The following is a 23,819-nucleotide window of genomic DNA, read 5'->3' as shown; positions in this document are numbered from 1 at the left end:
CCTGTGCGAAAGTAGGTCACCGCCAGGCACCTACCTCAAGCCCCTCCCGCTCCAACGCGGCAGGGGCTTTTTATTGCGATCAACACAACCGCCTCAATAGGGACGACCCCCCGCCCGGGAAGTCGGGCGCCCATGCGCCGGGTTTATCGGCGCAGCCGAACGACAATAACAGACTGGACAGCGTATTGCTCGGGGCATTTCGCGGCGATCGAGGGGCAAGCGATCAGGAAGCGGGCCTACGCCCCCGCGAAGGGTATCGGTCGGTGCCCAGAGTGCGACCGCTAATAAGTGTTCGCGCGTCTGGGACATTCGCACATCCGGTGGCTGTAGCCAGCCTGACGCCACTCGCGGCGGCGACGCAGTCACAAGGGGGCAGTGAAATGGGATGGTGCACAACTCCGATGAGGGCTTTCGGGTTTTTTGCTTCGGAATTTTTGTGATGACCAGCGCTCGGTTCCGGCGAGGTGCGACGGGCTACGCTGTCGCACCGCGACCATGAGCGGCTGCCGAACGTCCCCGAAGGAAAATTTGCAGGGGGATGGAGACGATTTCCGGCGCAGCGGCCGCGAGAACAGTGCACGGCTGAGGCGTCGGTCGAGTGCTCACGGACAGAACCCCTGAGCGTTCGGGCCATTGATTGACCGCCCTAACGAACAGAGACCCGTCAAACCCCCGGGGCCGGAAGGTTCCCTGTCAACAGCCGGTTCAGGTTTCTCCCATCAGATGCACTAGAGCGTCCACAATTGCGTTTGCTACCGCGTGTGGGGGTTCAAGGTAGAAGGCTTCCCAGGCGAGGGACACCACCTCGTGATAGCCGTCGCAGTTTTCCGGGTGCTGTTCCAGCCACGAAAGCCGGACCGCGTGACCTATCAGGATGTCGGTCACCACCGTGTCATCGATCCGCAAGTCTGGATTGTCGCGCAAGATTGACGCAAGCGCGCGCATGGCTTCCACCGTCAATTGACGGTAGACGGGTGCCTGGATTTTGTTTAACAGATGCTGAACTAACCGCTTGAAGGTCTGTTCGCCGGAAGTCATCTGAGAGCGGATGGCGTCGCTGTCCAAGCGGCGCTCGCTGTTCATCTTGTCCCCGATCATGAGGCCATGGGAACGCTCGAGAATCAGCCACACGCCTGCGAAGAACGCTTCGCTTTCTCGGCCCACGCTACCGCGGTGTTCACGCCATTCCTGCCAATCTCGCGCCGAACCGAGGTCTGCGGGATCCAGGGACCTCCGGAATCGCGCCTTGCCCAGTTCCCGCTGGGGCCCCTCGAAATGCAGCGTCTCGGCATGTCCGAGTTCATTGGCGCTGGTATCGTAGTCTGCCAGGGTCTCCCGCAGCAAACCCATCAGCGCGTGCGGCGGCAGGTTGCAGAGTTCAGAGTAGATCTGGTCGAGTGAGAGGCTGCATTGGCGCTTACGCCGGGCGATCATCAACTGGAGGATATGACCAACGCGCAGCGTATGCATATCTTCGAACCATTCGGGATGGATCTTTATCAGCATGCCGAGGTAGATGATCAGTTCCTGGACGATGACTTGCTGGCTGACATCGTCCGGGTTGAACGTGCGAATCGCTTCGAGGATTTCTGAAGAATCCGCCGGCCGGACCAGCGTTGCCTTTTCGCTGTAGGACCGCCCTACCGTCAGGGCGTGCTGGCGTACCAGGATTTCGGTCGTGGACTGTTCGAGATCGATGTCGTACTTGCCGAGTAGACCGGCGCAGCGCCGAACGATGGACCATGCGTGCCGGTTTCCCGCTCGCTCGTAGACCTCCTCGAGCAACTCGCCGACACAACAGGTGCCGCCATGATTCGCTCTGAGGCTTGTTTCGAAACCGTGTCCATGCCGTTTGTGCAGGATCTGCAGTATGGCCAGTTGGCCCGTCAGGGCCCTCTCTTGCCTCAAGCAGTCCATGAGGCGCCCGTCGTCGGTGTTCTCCCATTCCATCGACTGACCGGGGTCGAGAGCGTTGAGTGCAGCGGGCTCATCGGACAGCAACGCTGCCGAGCAACGCCGTTCGACCGGGTTCCACAGAGTATCGCTAAACCGGAAATCGTGAAGATAGTCGATCGTCTCGCGACTCGCGATATTGGCGAAGTCCGCAAGGGTTCCCACCTCCACTGCGGCTCCGCTTGAGCCGCCGGCCCGCAACTCGCCGATAAACTCCAGCAGGGCTTCGGCATCGACCTCAAGCATGTTGGCGCGGATCCGTATGGCCAGCAATGGCGGCCGCTCGTTATCCCAATGACGCGCGATATAGCTGAGTTCAGCCCGGAGCCGCTGGATCAGCAGCCGATTGTCCAGGGCCAAATAGAACCCGCGTTGATTCATGAACTGCGGCAAGAACACCAGTCGTTCGCCAGCCAGTTGGTAAAACCGCGACGTTGAGAGCGACCGAAGTTGGCGCAGTGGGCGACCGGTCAGGCCGAGACGGTCGTTGCGGCCCACTTGCGTGTACGCGACCGCTAGTTCACCAGCATCTCGTACCTGGATCGGGGCGACCTGAGTCAGCGTCTGCGCGAGAACGCCGTGTTCACCGAGCCGTTCCCTCACACTGTCATCGTCAGCGAGCAGCACGACGCGCACCCGGCGATCCACGGCGCCTTGGCGTGCCCGATGTCGGCCAATCGGGTCGATATCGCTTGCTTGGAGCAATCCGTCCTGTAGCAAACAACCGAGAATGTAGAGGCTCTGAGCCCAGACCAGCGGCACATTCTGATTGGGCTCACGGACCTGGCTACCCGGGTTCCGCTGCTCTGCGGCGATCAGGGGAGCGGGCACGACATATAACTCGGGAAGCAGGCGCGCTCCGTCTCGGTCTACCAGCAGTGTCTCCAGGAGTTTACGATACTCGCTGGCCTCTTCGGTGCGTCCCGCGAACAGATGGTTCAGCAGCAGATAGGTGAAGAACAACGGCCACTCGCACTCGATGTGCTGGAATTGTTTCAGCTCATGTGGTTCGTAATGCAGCCGATGCGGGTCCTCGTTGGCCGCTTGATGACCGTCGAGCAGGAACCGCTTACACCCATATCGGCCCTGAAGCTTTTCGACGATGCGCGCCTCGGTCTTGGTCCGCACTCCGTTGTCATCGACGGCGAATGCCGGGAATCCGGTGATGCTCAACAACGCAGCGTCCACCTCCTTGGAAAAGGATTCGCGTGGCAGCAGCGACTCTAACGCTATCCGTGTGCGCGCGATATCGTCGGGCACGACATGCACGACCGAGGCCTGACCGCCCGATTCGCCAAAAAGCCTGCAGCCAGCCATGGCTTCCAGAGCCGCTTTGGCCATACCGACGGAGCTGGCATTCAGCTCCGCCAGGCCGTGATTCATCTTGTTCCCGCGTTCCCAGATGCCATAGTCGGGTGTACGGTAGGCTCGACTAATGTAGTGCACCAGATTCTGCACGAAATTCACTTCGTCTAGCGTGAAGATGATGCGGAGACCTGACGCGGTCATCTGGGCGAGCATCAGGAGGAACAGAGACGTGGCGTCGAGCTGTAGATGACCCCATTCCTGATCGCCGACCACGACCTCGCCGGTCCCCGTCTTGTACTTGGCATGCAGCGCATCGAGCGGGTGCTGGGTATGCTTGAAGCGTTCGACCTTGGCCGACTGACGTAGCATCGCGGTCAACAGCCCGCGCATCAGTTTCACGACGCTCTGCTCAAGGAGATAGACGCGATCGTTGCGGCCGTCGACGCGCCGGTAGGCGAGCGCCAGCCCCCAAACCGCGAGGATGCTGTACACATTGTCGCGGACCCAGGCATCGGTGTAGTTCCCGTGCCCGGTCACGGCCGTACTGGCGGGCAACAGCCCGGTGATGCAGTCCTGTCGACTGAGGATAATGTCGCAAACGTTGCGGAAATGGGCTTCCAGGGGAGCGTCTGAACTTGGGTGGATTGGCATCTGTTTGTCCTTTCAATCACGGCGCCAACGACTCGGTATGCTCCAGCCTCGGGCAGAGCTGCTCCGATTTGGCCCGTCGAAGCGATATGGCGGGTTCTGCCTTGGGTCTTGCCGTGGGTACCCACCGCATCCAGCAAGTCTCACGCCATTGGTCATCAGCTGGGTGAGCCTTTCCTTCCCGCATTTCAGTGCGGAGGAAATTTTGATCCCGGCGGGGAACTCCAATCGCCATGCCACGCCTCTTTGTCGGGTTGGAAGCGCACCTCCGTCGGGGTTAAGCGCGGAATTCATCGTCCGCGTAACCAGGACGTTGTGCCGACAGGGTGACCGCGCATGTTCGCAAAGAACAGAGCGACCGTCTCCGTCCACCAGCAACATGTGACGTCCTCGTCGTTTTTGCGCTGGAGAGGTTTCCGGCACACCGGCAGACGCATCGAGACCGAAGCGGCCGGTCCCTTCGGCGTGTGGCAGTCCTGTTGCGAGCAGTCTGTAAGCCTTGACGCCACCGACTCTCCAACATCTGTCCGCGATTAGCAGCAAAGCAGAAGGGTTTTCGTTGATGGGGCTAGTTCTGCTAAACTTTCCGCCTTAATCGAGCGGCTCTGTTTCGTTTTCCCTTGAATGCGTTGTCGGACTTGGTTTTTTGCTCGCTGACTAACCGAAGTGCACGAGCGGGTTTCCGGGGTCGCACAGTCTGCCAAATAAGAGGGCCAGAAAAGTCTGATTGAGCTGAAATCTGATAGTGCCTTATTCTTGGCGTCGATACGGATAAATCAGCGCCTTCGAGTGAATAATCACAGTTAAGAACATGCGATATGCGATCTGTATTCTTGCTCACGATAATCCCGACCTCTTGTCAAGGATCGTAAGCAAAGTCAGTCAGCCGAATACCGATGTCCTGGTTCACATCGACAAAAAAAGTGATTTAACGAGGTTCTCTAGGATTCCCGGCGCCGTGTTCATACCGGCGCGTGAGAAGATCTACTGGGGAGGGCGCTCAATCGTCTTGGCGATGCGCAACCTGATTCAGTTTGCCATGGAAAAGACCAGCTGTGACTACATCTTGTTTGTCAGTGGTCAGGACTACCCTTTGGTTTCGCCCTCTGTTTATGACTCACTAATCGATCCGGGAAAAAATTATATAGAGTACCAGCCGCTCCCAAAGCCCGAATGGCCGGAAGGCGGTTTCGATAGGCTAAAACATTACTACCTATTTAACAACAAGGATCATCTGCTAAGCAAGATTATCCTAAAAATTCAAAGAAGCCTGCCGTTCGAACGACGGAATAAGCTGAATGAACCTATTTTTGCCGGTAGTCAGTGGATCAATGTCAACCGCGCCACCGGTCAGTATATCTTGGATAACTGGGACCGCTATTTCGCCTATTTCAGGTTCGCACGGGTTCCGGACGAAATGATTTTTCAGACCATTGTATTGAACTCTGGGTTTTCGAGAGTCACTGAAAACAACAACCTCCGCTATATTGATTTCCCTCCGCGGACGCCGCATCCCCTCTACTTGACGCCCGGTGATCTCGACTCGGCACGTATTAAGAATGCTCTTTTCTGTCGCAAGATTGCAAATCTGGATGTATTCGAGCAGTTCGAGGCGGCATTCCATGTTTCATGACATCGGCATACGTATCGGGATTAAAATAACAGGCTTCTGTTGCCGTTGCCTTGAAGATGAATGTGTGGGATAAGACCCGAAGCGTCTCCCTGTCCTCGATGATGGAATGCTGTGTGGGAGGGGGCTTGACTGTTGCAGGCGAGTGCTTCGGGAATAGCTGGCGCCCACCTTGTCTGTACCACAGATGCCTGCGTGTTCCGCGGCGCCCATCACGGGGTTTAGCCCGCCTCAGGCGTGCCAAATAATCCCGATGCGAGCCTACATTTTCGGAAGGAGAAGGTGATGCCAAGCTACGATTATTTTTGCGAGGCTAACGGCGTGACCGTTGAAGTCAGCCACCCGATACGTGATCGCTTGACGACTTGGGGCGCAGTTTGCGGCGCTGCCGGGATACCGGTCGGCGACACCTTGCCTAATGCGCCTGTCACCCGGTTGATATCGCGCGCCGGCGTGATTCAGTCCGGCGCTCTGCGAAACCCCGAACTACCCCCTTGCCAGACAGGTGCCCCGTGTTGCGGCGCTGAGCGGTGTGGATTCGAATAACGGCAAGATGCGGGCCGTGATGTTTCATCGGTCTCCGCCTGCGACCTGCACCTGGGTCAATCCGTAATGACTGGGTCGGTGAGATTGGTCTGCCCGCATTGTTCGAGCGTGAATCGGCTTCCCGCCGACCGGCTGAATGACGGTGGGCGCTGTGGCCGGTGCAAGCGACCGCTGTTCGTCGGTGAGCCCGTGGAACTCAACACAGAGAATTTTCACACGCATCTGACTGGCGGCGATCTCCCGCTCGTGATCGACTTTTGGGCTCCGTGGTGTGCCCCGTGTCGGGTGATGGCTCCTGCCTTTGCCCAGGCGGCCAGATCGCTGGAACCGCACTATCGTCTGGCGCGGCTCGATACGGAAGCGTGTCCGAGGCTGGCCGAGCCGTTCCATATCCGCAGCATACCGACCCTGCTGTTGTTGCAGGGAGGCCGGGAAGTCAGGCGACACTCGGGTGCTGTCGACGTTGGGGCGATCATCCGATGGGTCACAGGCTAGCGGTTCAGGCGCTATTCACGCGGTCGCAGCAACGTGGTCCGGACAATCCTTGGCAGCGGCACTAACGGGTCGTCCGCGATGACGGCCTAAGCAGTTGCTCGAAGCGCTTAGGGCGTGAAAAAAAGAAGCCCTGGCCCATCTGAATACCACTCTGTTTGAGTGCCTCGGCTTGCGCGCTGTTTTCGATTCCTTCTGCAATGAGTTGCAGGGGGGCAGAGCGTTGCAGATCCGAGAGATGGCTAAGCCACGGAGGGGCTGGGTTGCTGCGATCAATCTGCTGCACTAGTTCAGGGTGGATCTTGACGAAATCGAAGGTCAGGCGGGAAAGGACGGCGATGTTGGCGCCATTCAGCATCACATCATCAAGCGCAATGCGGGCCGACGAATACTGCGGGATCAACTCGAGCGCTTCGGCGCCCATCTGATCCGGGATTCCTCGTTCGGTGATTTCGAGGACCACCTGGTGTGACAATTCCCGTAAGCCCGATTTCTGGCTGGCGTATTCGAGGCCGCCGCGGCCGAGGATCTCGGGCGGGACATTGATGCTGACGAACAGGTCATCATTGGCCTTGAGCCAGGCCCCGAGTTCGTCCGCTACGCGTTCGATCACCCAATAGGTGATCAGTCCGGACAGGGGCGTATTTTCGGCCAGGGGTATGAAATCGGAGGGCATCACGAGGCCGGTCGGTCTCTGCCACCGGATCAGCGCCTCAACGCCGCTCCAGCGGCCATCTTCGAGCGCCACAATGGGTTGGTACTCCAGAAAGAATTCGGTGCCGGTAAGCGCGTCATAGATTTCACGCAGATCGATCATTCGCAGCCAACTCCTTAATGCCTTTATAAGGCTGTTTGCGAGTTGCGGGTCGGTCCTCAGGATCCGGTCCTGCAGTGCCTTGACACGCCATCACGCGACTTTGCCACTTCGGTTATCGAAAGCATTACGCAGCAAGGCAGATCACGCAACACCCTGCCAGCCGGCGCCGACAATCTTCTTTCTTGACCGTTCGTGTCAGTCCGCTAACCTAGCGTCTGTCATGGCTACGCAAGCGCCGCAAGACAGACGGCTCGTGTGGCCGCTTTAAGCTGAGCATGCAAACAGGAATCGGGAGTACGCATGACGAAGAAGACGATGGCAGACTGGTGGGAAGAGATGCATGCGTCGGACGGCGCTGCCCCGGATGGAGACGGTTTTCGGGAAGGTGTCGAGGGCTTGTATGCGAAGCTCGGCAGAGAGCCCGCGGTCGAGTCATCGATTGAGGTGCTTCGCAAGGAGATGGCCGCCGTGTACCGGGACATGCGGAGCGGTCGAATCGACTGCCAGATCGGCACTCGGCTCGCTTATGTGTTGGACCTCCTTCGGAAGACCCATGAGACTACGGTCATGCGCGACCAGCTCGGTGCACTCGAAAAAGCTGTCGAAAAGCGCTCGGAAAGCGAGGCGGGCTGGCTGGGATTGCCGTTCCGGGATCCCGGGCCGCGTTAGCTGCGTACTCCGCCGGGGGTATTCCCCCGGGGGGGAGCCTGCTCCGAGGCCGCATCTGTCAAGCCCTTGCTCGCAGCCCTGACTGACGCAGGGCTAACGGCCGCTGAGGCTGAACGGGCTATTCGGACGCGTCGCCGCCGCCTAGAGGGGGCGTCATCGCCGCTCGCGCGCCCCGCGGTCGATGGTCTCGTCGTCTGCACCGCAGTGATCCATGTCACATTCGGCTTCCAGCCACATGGCATTGATGATGCCGAAGGCGCAGGCGAGGCCCACGCCGAGTACCCAAGCGAAATACCACATGTCCGTTCCTCAATAGAGCGTGTGCTGATCGTTCAGAACTTTCTCGGGCGTCACGCTGCCCCAGAGCACCTTGTAGACCCATCGGGTGTAGGTCAGCACGATCGGCAGGAATACCACGGTGATCCAGAACGCCAGGGCCAGCGTAAACTGGCTGGAACTCGCATCCCATATCGTCAGGCTGTGCCCCGGGTGGCTCGATGAGATCAGCAGGTAGGGGAAGAGTCCGAAACCCAGCGACAACAGCATGCCACTGATCCCGAGTGAGCTGAACACGAACGCGAGGCCCGTGTTGCGCGTGATCGCCGTCCTCCAGGCCAGCAACAGTCCGCCGAACCCGATGGCCGGAGCGGCAAACATCCACGGGTGGGCCGCGAATTGATCCAGCCAGGTGTGCGCAGTCGTGACCGTCTTCGCGAGCGGATTCGATGCGGCGTCCGTGCCCGGCATCGTCGCGATCTCCGGCAGAGACATTCCGTACGCCACCCACAGCGTGGCCAGCGCGAGCGTGGCCAGCAGCGCCGGCCCGATGACCCGCACCAGGTTCAGGGCACGCTCGTGCAACGCACCCTCGGTGCGGAGTTTCAGATAGATTGCGCCGTGGAACAGACACAACAGCAATCCGACGACGCCGCACAGCAGAGCGAACGGATTCAGCAACCCGAAAAAGCTGCCGCTGTAGTAAGGGCGCAAGTCACTATCGAAGTGGAAGGGCAGTCCCTGAACGAGATTGCCGACCAGCACGCCCAACAGGATGGGAGGCACCGCGCCGCCGATGAACAACCCCCAGTCCCAGGCATTACGCCAGCGCGGATCCTCCAGCTTGCTGCGGTAATCGAAGCCGGCGGGACGGAAAAACAGCGCGAACAACACCAGGAGCATCGCGATGTAGAGGCCCGAAAACAGGGTCGCATAGACCAACGGCCACACCGCGAACAGCGCGCCGCCGAGCAGAACCAGCCAGACCTGATTACCTTCCCAGGTGCCGCCGATTGTGTTGATGACCGCGCGGCGCTCGAGATCGTTGCGGCCGACGAAGGGCAACAACGCCCCGATACCGAAATCGAAGCCGGACGTCAGCGTGAAGGCGATGATCACGACGCCGGTGAAGATCCACCAGATCACGCGCAGGATTTCATAGTCGAACATGGTCGTCTCCAGAGTTGCGGGATCGGCTCACAGCGCCGGCGCGGCGGCCTTGGTTTCGAAGTGGTAGCGGCCCGTGTGGAGGCTGCTAGGCCCGAGCCGGATGTACTTGATCATCAGGTACATCTCGATCACCAACAGCGCCGTATAGAAGAACAGGAACCCGCCGATACTGAACCAGAGCTGCTCCGTGCTGATACTGGACACTGACATCGATGTTGGCAGCACGCCGGAAATGGTCCATGGCTGGCGTCCGTATTCGGCGACGAACCAGCCGGCCTCGGACGCTATCCACGGCAGCGGGATGCACCAGACTGCCAGTCGCAGCAGCCAACGCTTCTGGTCGGCAACCCGGGTCGCGCAGTAATAGAACGACATGGCGAACACGAACAGCATCGTAAAGCCGGCGGCGACCATCAATCGGAAGACCCAGAACATGGGTGCGACCCGGGGAATGGTATCGGCGGCTGCCTTACGGATCATCTCTTCTGAGGCATTGGCCGGCTCTTCGGTGTACTTCTTCAGCAGCAGTCCATAGCCCAGGTCGACCTTGTGCTGATCGAAACGCGCCCGGGTTGCTTCGCTCTTGTCGCCCGCGCGCAACTTGGCGAGTTCGCCATAGGCGATCATCCCATTCCGGATGCGGCGCGTACTATCCTCGCGCAGATCCTTGATCCCGAGCACCGGTTCGTCGATCGAACGGGTGGCGATCAGGCCGAGTGCATAGGGGATCTTGAGGGCGAGGTGCGTCTTCTCCGCGTCCTGGTCGGGGAAGCCGATGACCGTGAAGCTGGCCGGCGGTTCATGAGTCTCCCATTCGGCCTCGATCGCGGCGAGCTTGATGCGCTGCGTCTCGCCCGAGGTATAGCCGCTCTCGTCGCCCAGCACGATCACCGATAGCACCGACGCCAGACCGAAGCCGGCCGCGACTGAAAACGAGCGCCGTGCGAAACCGAGGTCACGCCGCTGCAGCAGATACCACGCGCTGATGCCGAGTACGAACATCGACCCGGTGACGTAACCGGCCGCTACGGTATGCACGAACTTGACCTGTGCGACCGGATTAAGGAACACGTCGGCGAAGGACTGCATTTCCATGCGCAGCGTCTCGTAATTGAAGGCTGACCCGACCGGGTGCTGCATCCAGCCATTTGCGATCAGAATCCACAGCGCCGAAAAGCTGGTGCCGAATGCGACGGCCCAGGTTACGGCGAGGTGCTGAACCTTGCTGAGTCTGTCCCAGCCGAAGAAGAACAGTCCGACGAGCGTGGATTCCAGGAAGAACGCCATCCAGCCTTCACTCGCCAGAATCGGACCGAAGATGTCGCCGACATAGTGCGAGTAATAGGCCCAGTTGGTGCCGAACTGGAATTCCAGCGTGATGCCCGTCGTGACCCCCATCGCGAAGTTGATGCCGAACAGCTTGCCCCAGAATTTCGTCATGTCCTTGTAGACGGGCTTGCCGGTCATCACGTAGACCGACTCCATGATCGCCAGAATGAAGCTCATGCCCAGCGTCAGTGGCACGAAAAGGAAGTGGTACATGGCCGTTAGGCCGAACTGCAGCCGGGAAAGACTGACGATCTCGTCGCCGATGATCATGGCGATTCTCCTTGAGTGGCCGAGGTGTTGGGGAGAAAAAACAGGTCGCTACGCGAGGGCTTCGGGCGGTCCGGGTCCGGGCGAAAGAACGAAAACCACAGCAAACCGAGCACCAACACCTTGAAGGTGAGCGCCAGTGTCAGTTCCAGCTTGAGCCGGCTCCGGCGTGGAGATCCGGTGCCGGATGACTGCTGCGAATTGGGTGACGGCGGCGATACATCCTTCTGCCGCTGGGGCTTCATCGAAATGTATTCCTTGGTTCGATTGTCAACCTAGCGTGCATCCGTCACGCCGTCGTGGTCACGGCTTTCGAAAAAAGGCCCTCCGTGGCCAAAAGGGGAAAAACGCTGCCGACACGGGTTGCGTACGTCTCAGGGACGCGATCGCTCCGGCGCTCAGCCATGTCGGAGGCCCGCCTCCATGCCGCAGGCCTGATTTGCCGGCAGGGCTTGATCAATGAATTTCGGATAGGGAAGGTCGAGTTGCTCCATGATCTGAATGAACTCATCCCGCGTCCTTGCTCCCCCAAGTCGTGGGTTGCGGTCGCGCTCCTGGCGAATCGTCGAGACGGTGTTGCCGTTGTAGTCATGCCCCGGATAGACCAGCGTATCCGGCGGCAAAGTGAACAGCTTCTCGTGGATGCTGTCGTAAAGCCGCCCGGCATCGCCTTGCTGAAAGTCAGTACGGCCGCAACCGCCGATGAACAGCGAATCGCCGGTAAACACCCGGTCATTCATGACGAAACTGATGCAACCGGAGGTGTGTCCCGGGGTATGGCGCACGCGGAATTCGAGGCCGCCAACCTGCAGCAGAACCCCGTCGGTGACCAGAAGATCGGCGCACATGGCGCCCGCATCGCGGTGAACCACACTCTTGCTGCCCAGGCGTTCACGCAACAGCCCCGAACCGGTGATATGGTCGGCATGCACATGCGTTTCCATCGTGTAGATCAGCTCGAGCTCAAGTTCGTCCAACTGCCTGCAATAGCTTTCGACCTCGCTCGCGACCGGATCGATCAGGATGGCACGCCGGGTGCGCTTGCAGCCGAGCAGATAAGTGTACGTGCAGGTTTCGGGCTCGAAGAGTTGATGGAAGATCATGGTCGGAGGCTCTCTGGATCGTCTAAGTGCATTAGGACATTTTAATGCACTAACGCAAATAACATACCAGGATCAGGGGCATCAGGGGAAGAAGCGCGGGAAAGCAGGGGGGAGAGGGTAGAAGGGCCGTCGCTGATCAGGACCGATGCGGCCCGGAGCGGGTGCCTCAGCCATTGGCGAGGGCCTGACGCCAACGCCTTGGGTCCTGGTTTACTGGCGCGGACCGGCGGTCGTGGTGATGAACTCGGTCCCGTGCCGTTGGCCTTTGTGATTCAGTAATGTCTCAACTGATGCACGACTGAAACATCGACGCAGCCGTGAAGCGCGTCACGGCAATGAGCCGGCGGGGTTTGCGTAAACGCCGTCAAAATGCCCCACTCTGGCACGACACGGTGTGTCGCGCAGCGCTTAGCCAGCGCAGTGATGGACGATCGGGAGCGGTGTACCGGACGGCGCGGCCTTTGCCCCGTTTTCGGAGAGGTTCATTACAGAGCATCGGTTCCGCTCGCTATGAGGGCGACCCCGACGGGTTGCCGAATCGCGCTCCCGACCTCGGCAGCGACACGGCGTCCGACGAGAGTTTCGGGCTACTCGGGAAACGCGTAGCGCTCGCGGATCCACTGCCCGATAACCGTGCGCTGAAAGCCCAAGCTCTTGGCCAGCAATCGGAATACGCCGAGATTCCAGTCCGCGATGGAACGCTGTCTGTGCCATTGCGGAATCAGCCGGATCGCATGCAGCACGACCGTCAGATACTGTGTGGCCAGCGACAGAACGCTGCTGTCGAGCGTTGACAAGAGTGCCATTGACCTGCGCCGGCCCGTAGGGCTGGATCGCCAGTAGGAAAAGATGCATTCGCTGAGCAACTGCGCTTCCGGTGTCTGAGCCAGGAAGGCTTCGCGCAATTCCTCGGCCAGTGTGCGCCGCGTAAGCTGCAAGCGATTGCCGAGTCGCGCATAGCGCTTAAGGGCGGCGGGAATATCGATGCCGGTCTCACGCAGTGCATCGCGCAGGATCAGCGCATCCTTGACGGCTGCGGTGATGCCGGATGCAGTCAGTGGATGGCAGCAGCCGCGCGCATCGCCGATCAGCGCCACATTGCCGCGCGTGCTGGCTTCGGGAACGATGCAGAAATTCGGCGCGGCGAGGGGTTTGCCGGCCGCCAGCACTGCCTCGATGTCGCGTCGGAAATCCTCGGGGAAGTTTTTCAACTGAGTCCGGATCGACTCCTTCGCGTCGGCATCACGCAGGATCTCAAACATCACGCGAGCCCGCCCGCGGCCGATCGCATAGGCATAGGAGACACCCGCCGGGCTTAGGAAAATATTGCCAAAGCCCGTGTGTGGCAAATTCTCGTCGTTGACTTCCAGCCCCATCATCGCGGAATAGCGCTGCGTCGCGTGGGACATACCAATCAGCTTGCGGACCTGGGACAGAGGCCCGTCCGCTGCGATCAGGAGTTTGGCGCGCACTCGGGTATCGCCCGTGTCGTCGCGGACGACGGCCGTAAAGGTGTCCCCGTTCTGGGTCTCCATCGCGGTGACCCGGGCATTGGTCCGAATCGATACGCCGGGCAGGGTGCCGACCTTTTCGAGCAGTCGTTCCTTGAGGAAACGGTGCTCGACCACCAGTCCCGATACCTTCGCATCCGACCGATCGCTGTACGGCAGGACCTCCGCGTCCGGCGCGCCACGCTGCGACTCCCGAAAAATGGCGAAACCATCCACCGGGACGCCTTCCTCGCGAATGACGTCGAGCAGTCCCAGCTCACCGAGTCCGTCGACGCCCGGCGGATGGATCAATTCGCCCGCCAGCCGCCGACCATGGGCCGGGCCGGGCTCGATGATCTGAATCGTCAGTCCGAGTTGGGCCAAGGCTGCCGCAGCCGCGGAACCCGCCACGCCCCCCCCGGCGATGAGTACGTCGACGTCGGCCAGATCATTCATAGGCAACCTCTTGAACATGCTTTTGAGTTCTTTCTTGGGGGGCAAGGCGCTCCGGAGGCAGCGCGGCAGCGCTGAGCCGGTCATGGCGCGCAAGGGCCCACGCCGGGAAATAGGTGTGATAAAGGCGGTAATCGAGCATGGCGGCGCCGAAGAAGACGCCATTGACGGCCTGCCGTGGCCAGTCACCGTCAGGTTGTTGTTGGCTTCTGAGCCACTCGACGCCGCGCCGGACCGCGGGATCATCGGGCGTGGCGCACTCCAGCAAGGCCAGCAGCGCCCAGGCCGTCATGACCACCTGACTTCGCGGGTGCTCGACGTATCGGCCTTCCAGGCAACTCGTGTAGTGCTCGCCCCAGCCGCCGTCATCGCGCTGCTTCTCCCTGAGCCAGCGTCCACAGCGCTGCAATGCCGGATCTGCGACCGGTATTCCCGCGGTGCGCAGGCCTTTCACCACATGGAAGATGGCATAGGTGTAATTGATGCCCCAGAACCCAGGATAGGATCCATCGGGGTGCTGGCAGCTCCGCAGCAGAATGATAGCCCGTTCGATGGCACGGTCGATCGCGCCATTCGGCAGGTCTGCATGGGATCGGCGGTAGTGTGACAGGGCGGCCAGCGATGATGCGGTGCACTCGATGTAAGACAGCTCGGTCATGCACTGGCCGAACATTTCGGACGGGTTGATCATCTCCAGCAGGCGACCGGCGCGGCGCCGCTCGTACGTGCCGAAACCGCCGTCGGCATTCTGCCGCGACAGGATGAACTGAACTGCCTGAAGGAGACGCTTCTCATCGAGCCGCGGAATCGCGTCGTAGGCCGGATGATCGTAAAGCGTCAGCAGTGCGCTCAGCGCCTCGGCCGTGCAGTCGCTGACCGGCCAGCGGTGTTCGCCGTCGGAGAAGCACCATCCACCGAGCGATAGATCGCGCCAGCCTTCCCGATACCCGTCCAGTTCCTCCGTCATCTGTGCTTTGTCGAGGAACGCGTGAGCCTTGCTCAGTGCTCCGGTCAGGCCCGGCGTCGTCACCGGCGCCTCAGTCAGTGCCTGAACCACGAACGCCGTGTCCCAGGTGTTCGAGCGTGCGCCGACATAGCGGATGCCTTCCTCGCGATCCTGCCAACGCCAGGCCTCGGCACCTTCGAGGCTCGGCAGCAGATCAGGATGGTGCGGGTCGTGCGCGAAGATTGCCAGACAGTCGAGCAGGCCATTGACCGGAGAAATGCCCTGATACCGGCTGCTGCGTTGTTCGTACAGGATCCGATCGAAGCAGACGTCGAGGCCGCGACGGCGCCAGGCCGCGATCGGCCGTCGTTCATACCAGGCCAGCACGTCATAGATTTTTCGCAGCACGGGGCTGATCGGGACATAGACGTCGCTGGCAGCGAGTGTATGGCGCAGCGCATCGAAGTCGATCTGGTCGTAGGGCTGGTCGTACAATTCCTCGCGCAACGCGTCTCGCATCCCGTCGGGCAACGTCGCGACAAAACGCACGCCGAAAAGGTAGGCGATGCCCAGATAGATCTGGCGCGTATGACAGTAATAGCGGCGAGGGTGAAACGGGAGCCACTGTGGCAGCAGGAACAGTTCGGGCGGAATCGAGTTGAGGCCGCGGTATTCGTACAGCCCCAGCATGGCCAGCCAGAACTTACCCCAGGTCGGGATACCTTTGACGCCGTCAGGCTGCGACGCAAGCCAGCGGCGTGCGCTGACCAGCATGGGCGTGTCCGGTGGCAAGCCGAGCACGCGTAGCGCCACATACGCCAGTGTCGTGAAAAAGACATAGCCCGGCGACTCGGGGTGCATGCCCCACGAGCCGTCATCATGTTGATAACGCTGGAAGTAAGTGATGATCCCCGGCCGGTCCGCGTCAGGATAGGGTCGACCCACGACGGTGCGGACGATGATCGCCTGGGCCAGGATCATCGTGCACCAAACCATCTCGCCCTCCCAGTCGCCGTCTGGCTTCTGGATTTGCAGCAGGCGCGTCAAGCCGCGCTCGGTCGCTGCACTCGCGTTGGGGAGGGAGTCAATGGCGATATTCAATCCAGGGTCTCACAAGATCAGATGCCACCGGTCAATGCAGGCTATCGACCATGTTCCGCCGGACGGCGATAAGCCGGGCGACGCGGGCAAAATCGTAACAAATTCAACACAAACAGTTCCAATACTACCACACGGTTGCTGGGTGTGATATGTGCAATTCGACACATGTTGCGCCAGTGCCCACATCCGGACGCTTCCGGAGACCCGAACCCCGTGGCCGTTGAGTCTATGCAGTCGTAACGGATTGCGGTGGCCGAGAAGCTGACGCTGTGCTCAGGACCCCAGTGCAACGATGCGAGCCATCGCGAGCAGCCCCTTCAGGCGCCGACCGAGGCTGGGTGCGTGGCCGATGGGTTGTACTCCGGCCAGTTGCTCGCCGCGAGCCAGACGCTTTATCCGGTCTTTGACCGACGGATCCAGTTGACCATCAGCTGCGAGTTCCATGAACAGTGCCTTGACGTTGCCGAGGTCGAAGAAGTCGCTCTGCCAGTTCCACTGGTAGTTACCGCCGTAGCGGAACCACGAGCCACCCAGACCGGCCACCTGATACGGAGTGCCATCGGGGCGTTTGACCGGGGCGACCTGACGCCAAAAGCCGACGACTTCGCCCTGTTGTTCGTCGATCAGGATCCTGTCATAGGGGTATTGCCACTCCTCGAAGCCTTTCATGTGTACGCCGAGGGCCCAGTCCTCGATCTGCTGGCGACCCCGCGCGACGAATTCCTGATTGGGTCCCATGTTCCAGCGATACTCGGCGTCCTCGGTGTACATCGCACCGAGGTTCTTGATCCAGTCGCCCTCCTTTTCCGACTGGCGGTTGGCTGACAGCCAGCGTTCGACCATGGCTTCGAGTTCTCGGCGGGGATAAGCAGGCATATGAGCGTTCCGGGTCTGGAAGTTGATTCAGGGGACGAGCGGTCCGCGCGATCGTGCGGTGGCTCAGCTGGGCCCTTTGGCGTGCTTTTCGATCTTGCGCATCTCCACCGGAGATACGCGGCCCTTGGTTGACACCTTGTCGTAGACCTCGTCGAAGGCTTGCGTGCACAGCGGCAACTGCGCCCGTAATCGGTCGTACGCGGTGTGATCGAACATGCGGCGGAAGGCATCGCGGGACAACATGGTCGTCGCGTACAGCGCCTGATACCCATGATGGTCGATCACGAAGCTTTCCAATTGCGGTAGCGCTCTCCGGTTGTCGAAACCCGGTCGATAGCTGCTGCCGTACACTCCGACATCGACATAGAGTTCGTCGTGGGATCCGTCGCCCAGCGGACAGGGCTGGACGAACCCGGTGTGCCGGGCGTCGGCGTAAATGGCCATCGGCGACAACCAAAGCGGGTAAATCCCATAATGCTCGTCGAGATACTCGATGGATGCCTTCAGCGTCGCCATCGGCATCAGCAGATCCTGTATCACGTGCAGCCGCTCGCGCAGACGCCGGGTCGTCTCGGTCTCGGTATATTTCAGTAGCGATACCCGCGGTGGCAGCGTCCAGCCCAGCAGCCACCGGAATACCGGGTGGTCGCCAAACGGGATGATCTCCTCCATGGTCCAGAAATAGCTGCGCGTATGGCGGTGGTAATACTGCCGCAGCGGCACGTACTCGACGCCTTCGGTATCCCGCGCCAAAAAGCGCTGAACGTGGCGGTAGAACCAGGGCTGGTACCAGCGCCCGATCGCGTTGACCCACCCGTCGGGCGCGATCTCGTCGGTGAGCGTGCCGCGCATGATCACGGCGGAGTCCCGATCGTAAACCAGTCCTTCGACGAAGTCGTGAGCCTCGGGTGCGCGGCTCGCCTCTTCAAAGGCGGCGACGAGTTCGTCCAGGCCACGTACCGGCTGGTAGTGCAAGCGGACGTAACGGCGCGCCGGAATCAATTTCAGCGTTGCCGAAACCAGAAAGCCCAGCGTGCCGTGGCTCCACGGAATGGCATGGAATAGCTCGGCATTCTCGGCGGCACTGCAGTGCAGGATCTGCCCATCGGCCGTAACGATCTCGTAAGCGATGCAGATGGACTGGAACAGACCGTACTTGTGGCTGCTGCTCTCGACGCCAAAGCCCATGATCAAGCCGCCGACCGTCAGGTCGTCCAGTTCCGGCACGACCGGCAGGGTCCAGCCCAGCGGCAACAGCGTGCGTGTCAGTTGTCCCATCGTGACCAGCGGCTCGACCCTGACCGTGCGATTCTGCCCATCTATCTCGAGGATGTCATAGAGACCGACATCGATCTTGCGGTGGGTCAGCTTGTAGCTGGGGACCAGTTCGCTCATCGTCTCCCAGCCTGAGCGCGCGGTGCACAGGCGTTGCTTGGCGCCGTCTGACTTCCACGCCTCGATCTGGCGGACCACATTCCGTACCTTCGCTGCGTGCTGCGTCGGTGCGCTGCGCAGCTGGAACACGATACGGTTGCGGAGCGCCGCATAGGCGCCGTAGACGAGCGAAACCGGCAACAGCACGAGGACCGCGAAGAGGCCTCGATAGTGCGTCAGGATATGCTCGAAAAGCCCGGGATTCGGGCTCTCGAGGGCAGGCGGGTGTTGCTGCTCGTGCGTCGCCATTACGAGGCCTCGTCATCGAGTGCGATGTGGATGGCCTGCGTAGGGCAATACTTCGCCGCTGCCCGCGCCTTTTCGAGCAGTTCGAGCTCGCAATCGGTCTGCAGCACGGTCAGTTTGCCGCTGTCGTCCATGTGGAAGACCTCCGGTGCCTCGGCCATGCAGTTTCCATGGCCCTTGCACAGGTCCATATCGACGGCGATCCGGAAGCCCTGCCTTTTCGTCGATTCCGCTGCGGTCGTGAGATTCGGAGTCCCTGACGAGATCCGGGTCATCTCGCGGCGACGGTAGCGGATCGGGCACGGCGAGCCCGGTTCCACGACCATTTTCGTATAGTCGTCCCGATACGCTTCGGGCGGGTTGGCGAGCTCGAATTCGTAACGGCGCAGCAGCACGCAGAAGATCGCCTTGATCTGGAACAGGGCAAAGGCGTTACCGGAACACTTGTGGCGGCCGCCGCCGAAAGCCTGCCACGCGAACAGGTCCTTGTCCTCGGCCCGATCCGGGAGATAGCGGTCGGGATCGAAGGCTTCAGGGTTCGGGAACAACTCGGCGATACGATGCGTCACCGATGGCGCGGCGCAGACGAATTTACCGGCCGGGATCAGGTAGTCCTTGACCTGGAAATCCTTCATCACCTTGCGCATCAGAATGATCAGCGGCGGATGCAGCCGCAGCACTTCCTTGATGACGTTTTCGAGCCGCGGTACCTGCCGTAGCGACTCGAAGGTTACCGGGCCGTCCGGGCCGAAAAGCGCGTCGATCTCGGCAACGACCTTTTTCATCTCCTCCGGGTGACGCAGCAACTCGATCAAGATCCAGGCGGTGGTTCCGGAACTCGTGTGATGCCCCGCGAAGATGGCTGCCACCAGCATGCCCGTGATCTCGTGGGGGCTCAGTGGCGTGCCGTCCTCGTAGCGCGCATCGATCAGCGTCTGGAACACGTTCGTGCTCTCGATACCTTTGCGCGCCCGCTTCTCCATGATGTCCGTGACCAGTTTCTGAAGTCGCGCGCGTGCCTTGTCGCGCCGTCGGAACACCGGCATCGGCAGGTTCGGGAAAACGTAGGCGATCGGCTGGATCCCGTGCTCGAGATCGTGGTAGATCTCCGCAAACTCCGCATTCAGTTCGTGGCGGAACTCGGAGCCGAGCAGGCAGTGGCTGGAGGTGTAAATCGTCAGTTCCTTGGTGAACTCGAGCAGATCGGTCTGGCCCGCTTCCCCCCAGGTCTTCAAGAGTCCCTCGACTTCATCGACGATCACGTCGGAGTAGGTCCGCATCGGCTTGTCGCGGAGCGCCGGCATCAGCATCTGTAACTGCTGGTTCTTGCGCGCGATCGGCGCATCGAACACGACGCCCTTGCCGAAGATCGGCGTCATGATTTTATAGGCCGGCCCCTGGTCCAGCACTTCGTCCGGTGCGCGGTAGAACGCCTCGCTGGCATCCCGCCCGGTCAGCAAGACCATGTCCTGATGAAACATCTTGAACTCGGCTACATCGCCGAGCTTGGCCCGCAGGTCCATCATGAACGCGTGCGGATTCTTGCCGAACTGGTGGATGTGTCCGATCAGGGGAAGAGCGCCGCCCAGCCTCGGTGGGGGCTTCAATGCGTTTTGAGCCATGGGTTTTCCTGTGAGCGATGCGTGACGAACCGGGCGTAGGGCGCCGGCCCTACTATGGATGGCCGGATTGCTGTGCTGCGACGCGTCGCGGTGCGTAACGGATGTTTGGTGTGAGAGATGACCAGGGTGCCGCTACTGTTTTTCGGAGGATCCGAACACGGATGCGACGATGCGGCTGAAAAAGCTGCCTTTGTCGTTCCGTCGCTCACGCGCGGCTGCCAAGGCTTTGGCGATCTCCTTCTTCACATTCAGGTCGGACAACCGATTCTCGTCGCGAATCGGGGCGCGGTCCGCCTTTTCCAGGTAGGCCAGCGCCTTGTCGTATTCGCCGCGGTCCAGCAGGTAATCGCCGTAGAAAAAATTCGAGTCGATGCCATCCGGGCTCAGCTTCAGCGCAGCCTCGAAGTAATGTCGCCCCTGATCCTCGTCGCCAAATGAGATAGGCCAGCCCGGAAGGCGATAGTAGAGGTTGCCGAGCGTAATGTAGGCCGCGCCGCTCCTGGCTTTGGGATCGATGTCGATCGATTTCACCAGCAGATCGCGCGCCTGACTGACCTTGCTCAGTGCGCCGAGGCCGACGTCCGAGGCCGCATAGGTGCAGAGTACGATGGCTTCGAGGATCAGCGGATCGGCTTGACCGGGATGCTGGGCAACCAGTGCCTTCACTCGCGGCAGGAAAGCTTCGAAACGGGTCGCCCGCTGCTTCTCGGGAACGACGTAGAAAATTTCGCCCCACTCGTTCCATAGGCTTTGCACGGTATCGCTTGCTGCGGCCGGGCCGACTGCGTGTGACGGAATCGAGCCGCCGAGAAGGAAAGCCATTGTGGCCAAGACTTTGAGCAGGGGATTCAAGGGCGGTCCTTCTTTGAGGTTCTTGCGTCCGAAACATCGGCATTCTAGCAATTCCATGCTGAATTGACTGCGTGCCGCATGCCGTAATCGTACGTAAATGCCTTGCGGATCGGCGTCAGGCTTCTTTACAGTGGGCGTCCGAACCGTTCCTGTTGCCGCCAGGTGCACGCCTCATCGGGATTTCAAGTCATTGATTGGGCGAGATTTCCGGTTGCTTGCTCAGGCGATGGGGGGTTAAGGCATATTCAATGCTTAAAGACTGGAGCAATAGTGTGCCCGCCCCTGGGACGCGATGCCGAACTCAACGCCTTTGACCACCTGCTGGGAATCTTCCATGGCATTCTGCTCTTTTCTGCTTCCGCTTCGTGTTCGCGCAGCCGGTGTGGGTTTTGCGCTGTCTCGGCTGTGTGCCGGGCTTGCAGGAGGTGTCGCCGCAATGTGGCTGCTGATGGGGCCGGGGGTTGCGTCGGCCACACAAGCAGCGCCCGGGTCTTTAGCCGCGGCGGTCGACTCCGAGCCGCGCCGCGGACTCATCCTCCAGCCGCTACGCCAGGCAATCGAAGTGAGCGACGTCGAGATCGATGGTCCGGCAGGGAGCCTGACGGTGACACTGTATCGGCCTCATGCCTTCCAGCGTCATGCGCCGGCGATCGTTTTCCTGCCAGGCCTGATGGCACCCGTCGACCAATACGACAGCTACGCCCGTGCGCTGGCCGCAGAAGGCTTCCTGGTGGCCGCACACGAGTGGTACTCGCCGCTCACTTCCGATATCGAATTGGCGCGTGAAGCGCACATCATCGCGGACTGGTTGGTCGACACACTGCGCGCCGATCCCGCTCGTATCGGCATCGCAGGACATTCGATGGGAGGCAAGGACGCCATACTCGCAGCCGTGGCGCTTGGCGGCTTCTCCAGCGTCGTTGCGATCGACCCCGATGATGCCGGAGAGCTTTCGGTCGTCCACGGACAGATCGCCGCGCTGCGCGCACCCTTGCTGCTGATCGGCGCGGAGGTGGCATGGAAGGCAGCGAGCATCTGCGCCCCTATGGAAACCAATTACCTGCGCTTCTTCGAGCATGCGCCGGCCGGAACGGTGGAATTGACCTTGCGGGGTGCCGACCATGTCCAAATGCTGGACGAGCCAGATCGTTTCGGGTACGGCATCTGCCGCGTTGGTACCGCGGACTCACGGCGGGTCCACGATACCGCGCTGTCCGCGACGGTTGGATTTTTCGTCCAGCATTTGAAAGGGGGGCCGCTTCTCACGACGTTGCCGGAGGTCCGAGGCGTCATCCGGGTCGCCCAGGCTCAGCGATTCTCACGGTCCTAGCAGCACTTGGGCCCGTGTCCGAGATTCTCCTCGGCAAGCTAAGGCGGCGTCCGGTTGAAGGTAGGTCTGCCGGGGCGATAAACGCCCCGGTCCATCGTATTCGTTCTGTGCTTGTCGTCGGGCAGGCGCGTATTCCGGGCGCGCTAGGCCATCGAAAAGTTGAATGCATGTCCAAGCGCGGCGAGCGTGCCCGGGCCGATGTGGGTCCTGTCGAACGCCAGATACAGCGGCTGCGCCGCGACGGGTCGGTATTTCTGGCGGTGCAGAGCCTTGGAATCCAGCTGGAACAGATGTCGGGCCATCCGGTAGATCAGTCGGCACGACCGTTCCGAGAGGTTTGAGAAGCCGCTGACTTCGCCCAGATCGCGGGCTGGCGCTGGGCCGAAACTGGCGTAGGTGCAGTTCTCGCCGGCGAGGGTCTCTAGCACGTGAGCGACCAGCGATTCGGAGGTGCCCACGGGCGCCTGCGGTGCCCACAGGATATGTTCGAGAAGATACCCGTTCAGATTTTCCAACCGCAACGTCGACAATAGACCGACGACCCTGTCGCCGACTTTGCCGTAAAACCAGCGTGTCGTCGTCGGCGATCGAAAGAGATCGATGTGTGCCCAGAAGGTCTGGAGTCCCCCGCGATTCATCAGCCAGCAATGGACCAGATCGTTCATCTGTCGTTCAAGCTGGGGACTATGTCCATCTTGGAACGGCCGATACTCGGTCACTTCCATGCCCGCGCGCCGGGCGCGCTTGAGTTTCTTGCGCAATTCCTTGTATCCCGGTGCCGTCACGCTGTTGCTGGGATCGAGGACCTGTTCGACGCCGAACTCCACCAGGCCACAGCCCGTCGCTCGCAGATATTCCGCCGTGCCGGCTCCGACGACTGCAAACAGGGTATACACCCCCTGTTCTCGGCAATGGGTCCGGAAGGCTTCGACCAAAGCGGCCCGGTCTTCGGTTACACAGACTGGGTCTCCGAGTGCAATTGCATAGCGGCCATGCCGTTTGTAACCGATCACTCCATCGATTCCGGCATCCCGAAAGTGCTGGCATCGCTCATCCAGCAGTACGTTGCTGGATGCGCTCCCGAAACGGGAAACCAGGCGGGCGGTGATCGGGACGGGCAGCTCGATCGCCGGATCGCAAGCGGGGGGGCGTGCCGGAAACAGAAGAGCCGTTGCTGCCACATGTCGATTCAGGATGTCGGTAAATGAGATGCTCATGGCCGCAGGATCCTTGTTCTGGTTGGTTATCTTCCGGCCGAAGT

The 23,819-nt window shown here is 60.7% G+C and carries 18 protein-coding genes; 4 read left to right on the top strand and 14 right to left on the bottom strand.

The genetic code is table 11. The annotated features are described in order from the left end of the window. Positions 1–705: 705 nt before the first annotated feature. On the bottom strand, positions 706–3,912 hold the full coding sequence (locus ACW73L_RS17020; RefSeq protein WP_498923735.1) for a phosphorylase b kinase regulatory subunit alpha/beta: 3,207 nt from the start codon (positions 3,910–3,912) through the stop codon (positions 706–708). Between the two features lie 808 nt (positions 3,913–4,720). Here ACW73L_RS17020 and ACW73L_RS17015 point away from each other — a divergent pair. After that, a complete protein-coding gene (locus ACW73L_RS17015; RefSeq protein WP_498923734.1) occupies positions 4,721–5,542 on the top strand; it encodes a beta-1,6-N-acetylglucosaminyltransferase in 822 nt (273 codons plus the stop codon). Positions 5,543–6,151: 609 nt separating this feature from the next. After that, complete coding sequence (trxC, locus tag ACW73L_RS17010; protein ID WP_498923733.1) at positions 6,152–6,580, top strand: thioredoxin TrxC; 429 nt, start codon at positions 6,152–6,154, stop codon at positions 6,578–6,580. A 61-nt stretch (positions 6,581–6,641) separates the two neighbouring features. Here the strand turns inward: trxC and ACW73L_RS17005 are convergent, their stop codons facing one another. After that, complete coding sequence (locus ACW73L_RS17005; RefSeq protein WP_498923731.1) at positions 6,642–7,394, bottom strand: EAL domain-containing protein; 753 nt, start codon at positions 7,392–7,394, stop codon at positions 6,642–6,644. Positions 7,395–7,694: 300 nt separating this feature from the next. Between ACW73L_RS17005 and ACW73L_RS17000 the strand changes: the two genes are divergently transcribed. Further along, complete coding sequence (locus ACW73L_RS17000) at positions 7,695–8,063, top strand: hypothetical protein (RefSeq protein ID WP_139558602.1); 369 nt, start codon at positions 7,695–7,697, stop codon at positions 8,061–8,063. 153 nt (positions 8,064–8,216) lie between these two features. Here the strand turns inward: ACW73L_RS17000 and cydX are convergent, their stop codons facing one another. The 11 genes from cydX to ACW73L_RS16945 all read right to left on the bottom strand — a co-directional run bounded on the left by cydX (position 8,217) and on the right by ACW73L_RS16945 (position 21,198). Next, positions 8,217–8,363 carry a cytochrome bd-I oxidase subunit CydX gene (gene cydX, locus ACW73L_RS16995; protein WP_129882680.1) on the bottom strand — a complete coding sequence of 49 codons (147 nt, stop codon included), beginning with the start codon at positions 8,361–8,363 and terminating at the stop codon, positions 8,217–8,219. 9 nt (positions 8,364–8,372) lie between these two features. Next, positions 8,373–9,509 carry a cytochrome d ubiquinol oxidase subunit II gene (gene cydB / locus ACW73L_RS16990; RefSeq protein ID WP_498923728.1) on the bottom strand — a complete coding sequence of 379 codons (1,137 nt, stop codon included), beginning with the start codon at positions 9,507–9,509 and terminating at the stop codon, positions 8,373–8,375. A 27-nt stretch (positions 9,510–9,536) separates the two neighbouring features. Beyond that, positions 9,537–11,105: a cytochrome ubiquinol oxidase subunit I gene (locus ACW73L_RS16985; protein ID WP_498923737.1), complete on the bottom strand. Its 1,569-nt coding sequence runs from the start codon at positions 11,103–11,105 to the stop codon at positions 9,537–9,539. Next, positions 11,105–11,350 (bottom strand): hypothetical protein, encoded by a 246-nt coding sequence (locus tag ACW73L_RS16980; protein WP_498923726.1) that lies wholly within the window; start codon positions 11,348–11,350, stop codon positions 11,105–11,107. The genes ACW73L_RS16985 and ACW73L_RS16980 overlap by 1 nt, the downstream gene beginning before the upstream one ends. Before the next feature lie 153 nt (positions 11,351–11,503). Continuing rightward, entirely contained in the window at positions 11,504–12,208 is a 705-nt protein-coding gene (locus ACW73L_RS16975) for an MBL fold metallo-hydrolase (RefSeq protein ID WP_498923725.1), read from the bottom strand. Between the two features lie 587 nt (positions 12,209–12,795). Next, positions 12,796–14,154 (bottom strand): FAD-dependent oxidoreductase, encoded by a 1,359-nt coding sequence (locus tag ACW73L_RS16970; RefSeq protein WP_498923723.1) that lies wholly within the window; start codon positions 14,152–14,154, stop codon positions 12,796–12,798. Continuing rightward, entirely contained in the window at positions 14,147–16,198 is a 2,052-nt protein-coding gene (locus ACW73L_RS16965; RefSeq protein WP_498923721.1) for a 2,3-oxidosqualene cyclase, read from the bottom strand. Before ACW73L_RS16965 ends, ACW73L_RS16970 begins: the two co-directional genes overlap by 8 nt. A 273-nt stretch (positions 16,199–16,471) precedes the next feature. Beyond that, a complete protein-coding gene (locus ACW73L_RS16960) occupies positions 16,472–17,074 on the bottom strand; it encodes a nuclear transport factor 2 family protein (RefSeq protein WP_498923719.1) in 603 nt (200 codons plus the stop codon). A 63-nt stretch (positions 17,075–17,137) separates the two neighbouring features. Further along, a complete protein-coding gene (locus ACW73L_RS16955; RefSeq protein ID WP_498923717.1) occupies positions 17,138–18,757 on the bottom strand; it encodes an FAD-binding oxidoreductase in 1,620 nt (539 codons plus the stop codon). Beyond that, a complete protein-coding gene (locus ACW73L_RS16950) occupies positions 18,757–20,376 on the bottom strand; it encodes a cytochrome P450 (RefSeq protein WP_498923715.1) in 1,620 nt (539 codons plus the stop codon). The genes ACW73L_RS16955 and ACW73L_RS16950 overlap by 1 nt, the downstream gene beginning before the upstream one ends. A gap of 132 nt (positions 20,377–20,508) precedes the next feature. Beyond that, entirely contained in the window at positions 20,509–21,198 is a 690-nt protein-coding gene (locus ACW73L_RS16945) for a tetratricopeptide repeat protein (protein ID WP_498923713.1), read from the bottom strand. Between the two features lie 364 nt (positions 21,199–21,562). Between ACW73L_RS16945 and ACW73L_RS16940 the strand changes: the two genes are divergently transcribed. Next, positions 21,563–22,558: an alpha/beta hydrolase family protein gene (locus ACW73L_RS16940; protein ID WP_498923712.1), complete on the top strand. Its 996-nt coding sequence runs from the start codon at positions 21,563–21,565 to the stop codon at positions 22,556–22,558. Between the two features lie 143 nt (positions 22,559–22,701). Here ACW73L_RS16940 and ACW73L_RS16935 read toward each other — a convergent pair whose 3' ends face one another. Continuing rightward, the gene (locus tag ACW73L_RS16935) at positions 22,702–23,775 is read right to left on the bottom strand and encodes a phosphatidylglycerol lysyltransferase domain-containing protein (RefSeq protein WP_498923711.1); all 1,074 of its coding nucleotides are present in this window, start codon (positions 23,773–23,775) and stop codon (positions 22,702–22,704) included. Positions 23,776–23,819: the final 44 nt, after the last annotated feature.

Source organism: Methylolobus aquaticus (assembly GCF_054172105.1).
The sequence above is the reverse complement of the archived record's forward strand: the minus strand, read 5'-3'. Positions and strand labels throughout refer to the sequence as shown.

Bases quoted from the DNA above. Each gene is read 5' to 3' on its own strand.
- ACW73L_RS17020 (WP_498923735.1), bottom strand. From the start codon at position 3,912: ATGCCAATCCACCCAAGTTCAGACGCTCCCCTGGAAGCCCATTTCCGC.
- ACW73L_RS17015 (WP_498923734.1), top strand. From the start codon at position 4,721: ATGCGATATGCGATCTGTATTCTTGCTCACGATAATCCCGACCTCTTG.
- trxC (WP_498923733.1), top strand. From the start codon at position 6,152: ATGACTGGGTCGGTGAGATTGGTCTGCCCGCATTGTTCGAGCGTGAAT.
- ACW73L_RS17005 (WP_498923731.1), bottom strand. From the start codon at position 7,394: ATGATCGATCTGCGTGAAATCTATGACGCGCTTACCGGCACCGAATTC.
- ACW73L_RS17000 (WP_139558602.1), top strand. From the start codon at position 7,695: ATGACGAAGAAGACGATGGCAGACTGGTGGGAAGAGATGCATGCGTCG.
- cydX (WP_129882680.1), bottom strand. From the start codon at position 8,363: ATGTGGTATTTCGCTTGGGTACTCGGCGTGGGCCTCGCCTGCGCCTTC.
- cydB (WP_498923728.1), bottom strand. From the start codon at position 9,509: ATGTTCGACTATGAAATCCTGCGCGTGATCTGGTGGATCTTCACCGGC.
- ACW73L_RS16980 (WP_498923726.1), bottom strand. From the start codon at position 11,350: ATGAAGCCCCAGCGGCAGAAGGATGTATCGCCGCCGTCACCCAATTCG.
- ACW73L_RS16975 (WP_498923725.1), bottom strand. From the start codon at position 12,208: ATGATCTTCCATCAACTCTTCGAGCCCGAAACCTGCACGTACACTTAT.
- ACW73L_RS16970 (WP_498923723.1), bottom strand. From the start codon at position 14,154: ATGAATGATCTGGCCGACGTCGACGTACTCATCGCCGGGGGGGGCGTG.
- ACW73L_RS16960 (WP_498923719.1), bottom strand. From the start codon at position 17,074: ATGCCTGCTTATCCCCGCCGAGAACTCGAAGCCATGGTCGAACGCTGG.
- ACW73L_RS16955 (WP_498923717.1), bottom strand. From the start codon at position 18,757: ATGGCGACGCACGAGCAGCAACACCCGCCTGCCCTCGAGAGCCCGAAT.
- ACW73L_RS16950 (WP_498923715.1), bottom strand. From the start codon at position 20,376: ATGGCTCAAAACGCATTGAAGCCCCCACCGAGGCTGGGCGGCGCTCTT.
- ACW73L_RS16945 (WP_498923713.1), bottom strand. From the start codon at position 21,198: ATGGCTTTCCTTCTCGGCGGCTCGATTCCGTCACACGCAGTCGGCCCG.
- ACW73L_RS16940 (WP_498923712.1), top strand. From the start codon at position 21,563: ATGGCATTCTGCTCTTTTCTGCTTCCGCTTCGTGTTCGCGCAGCCGGT.
- ACW73L_RS16935 (WP_498923711.1), bottom strand. From the start codon at position 23,775: ATGAGCATCTCATTTACCGACATCCTGAATCGACATGTGGCAGCAACG.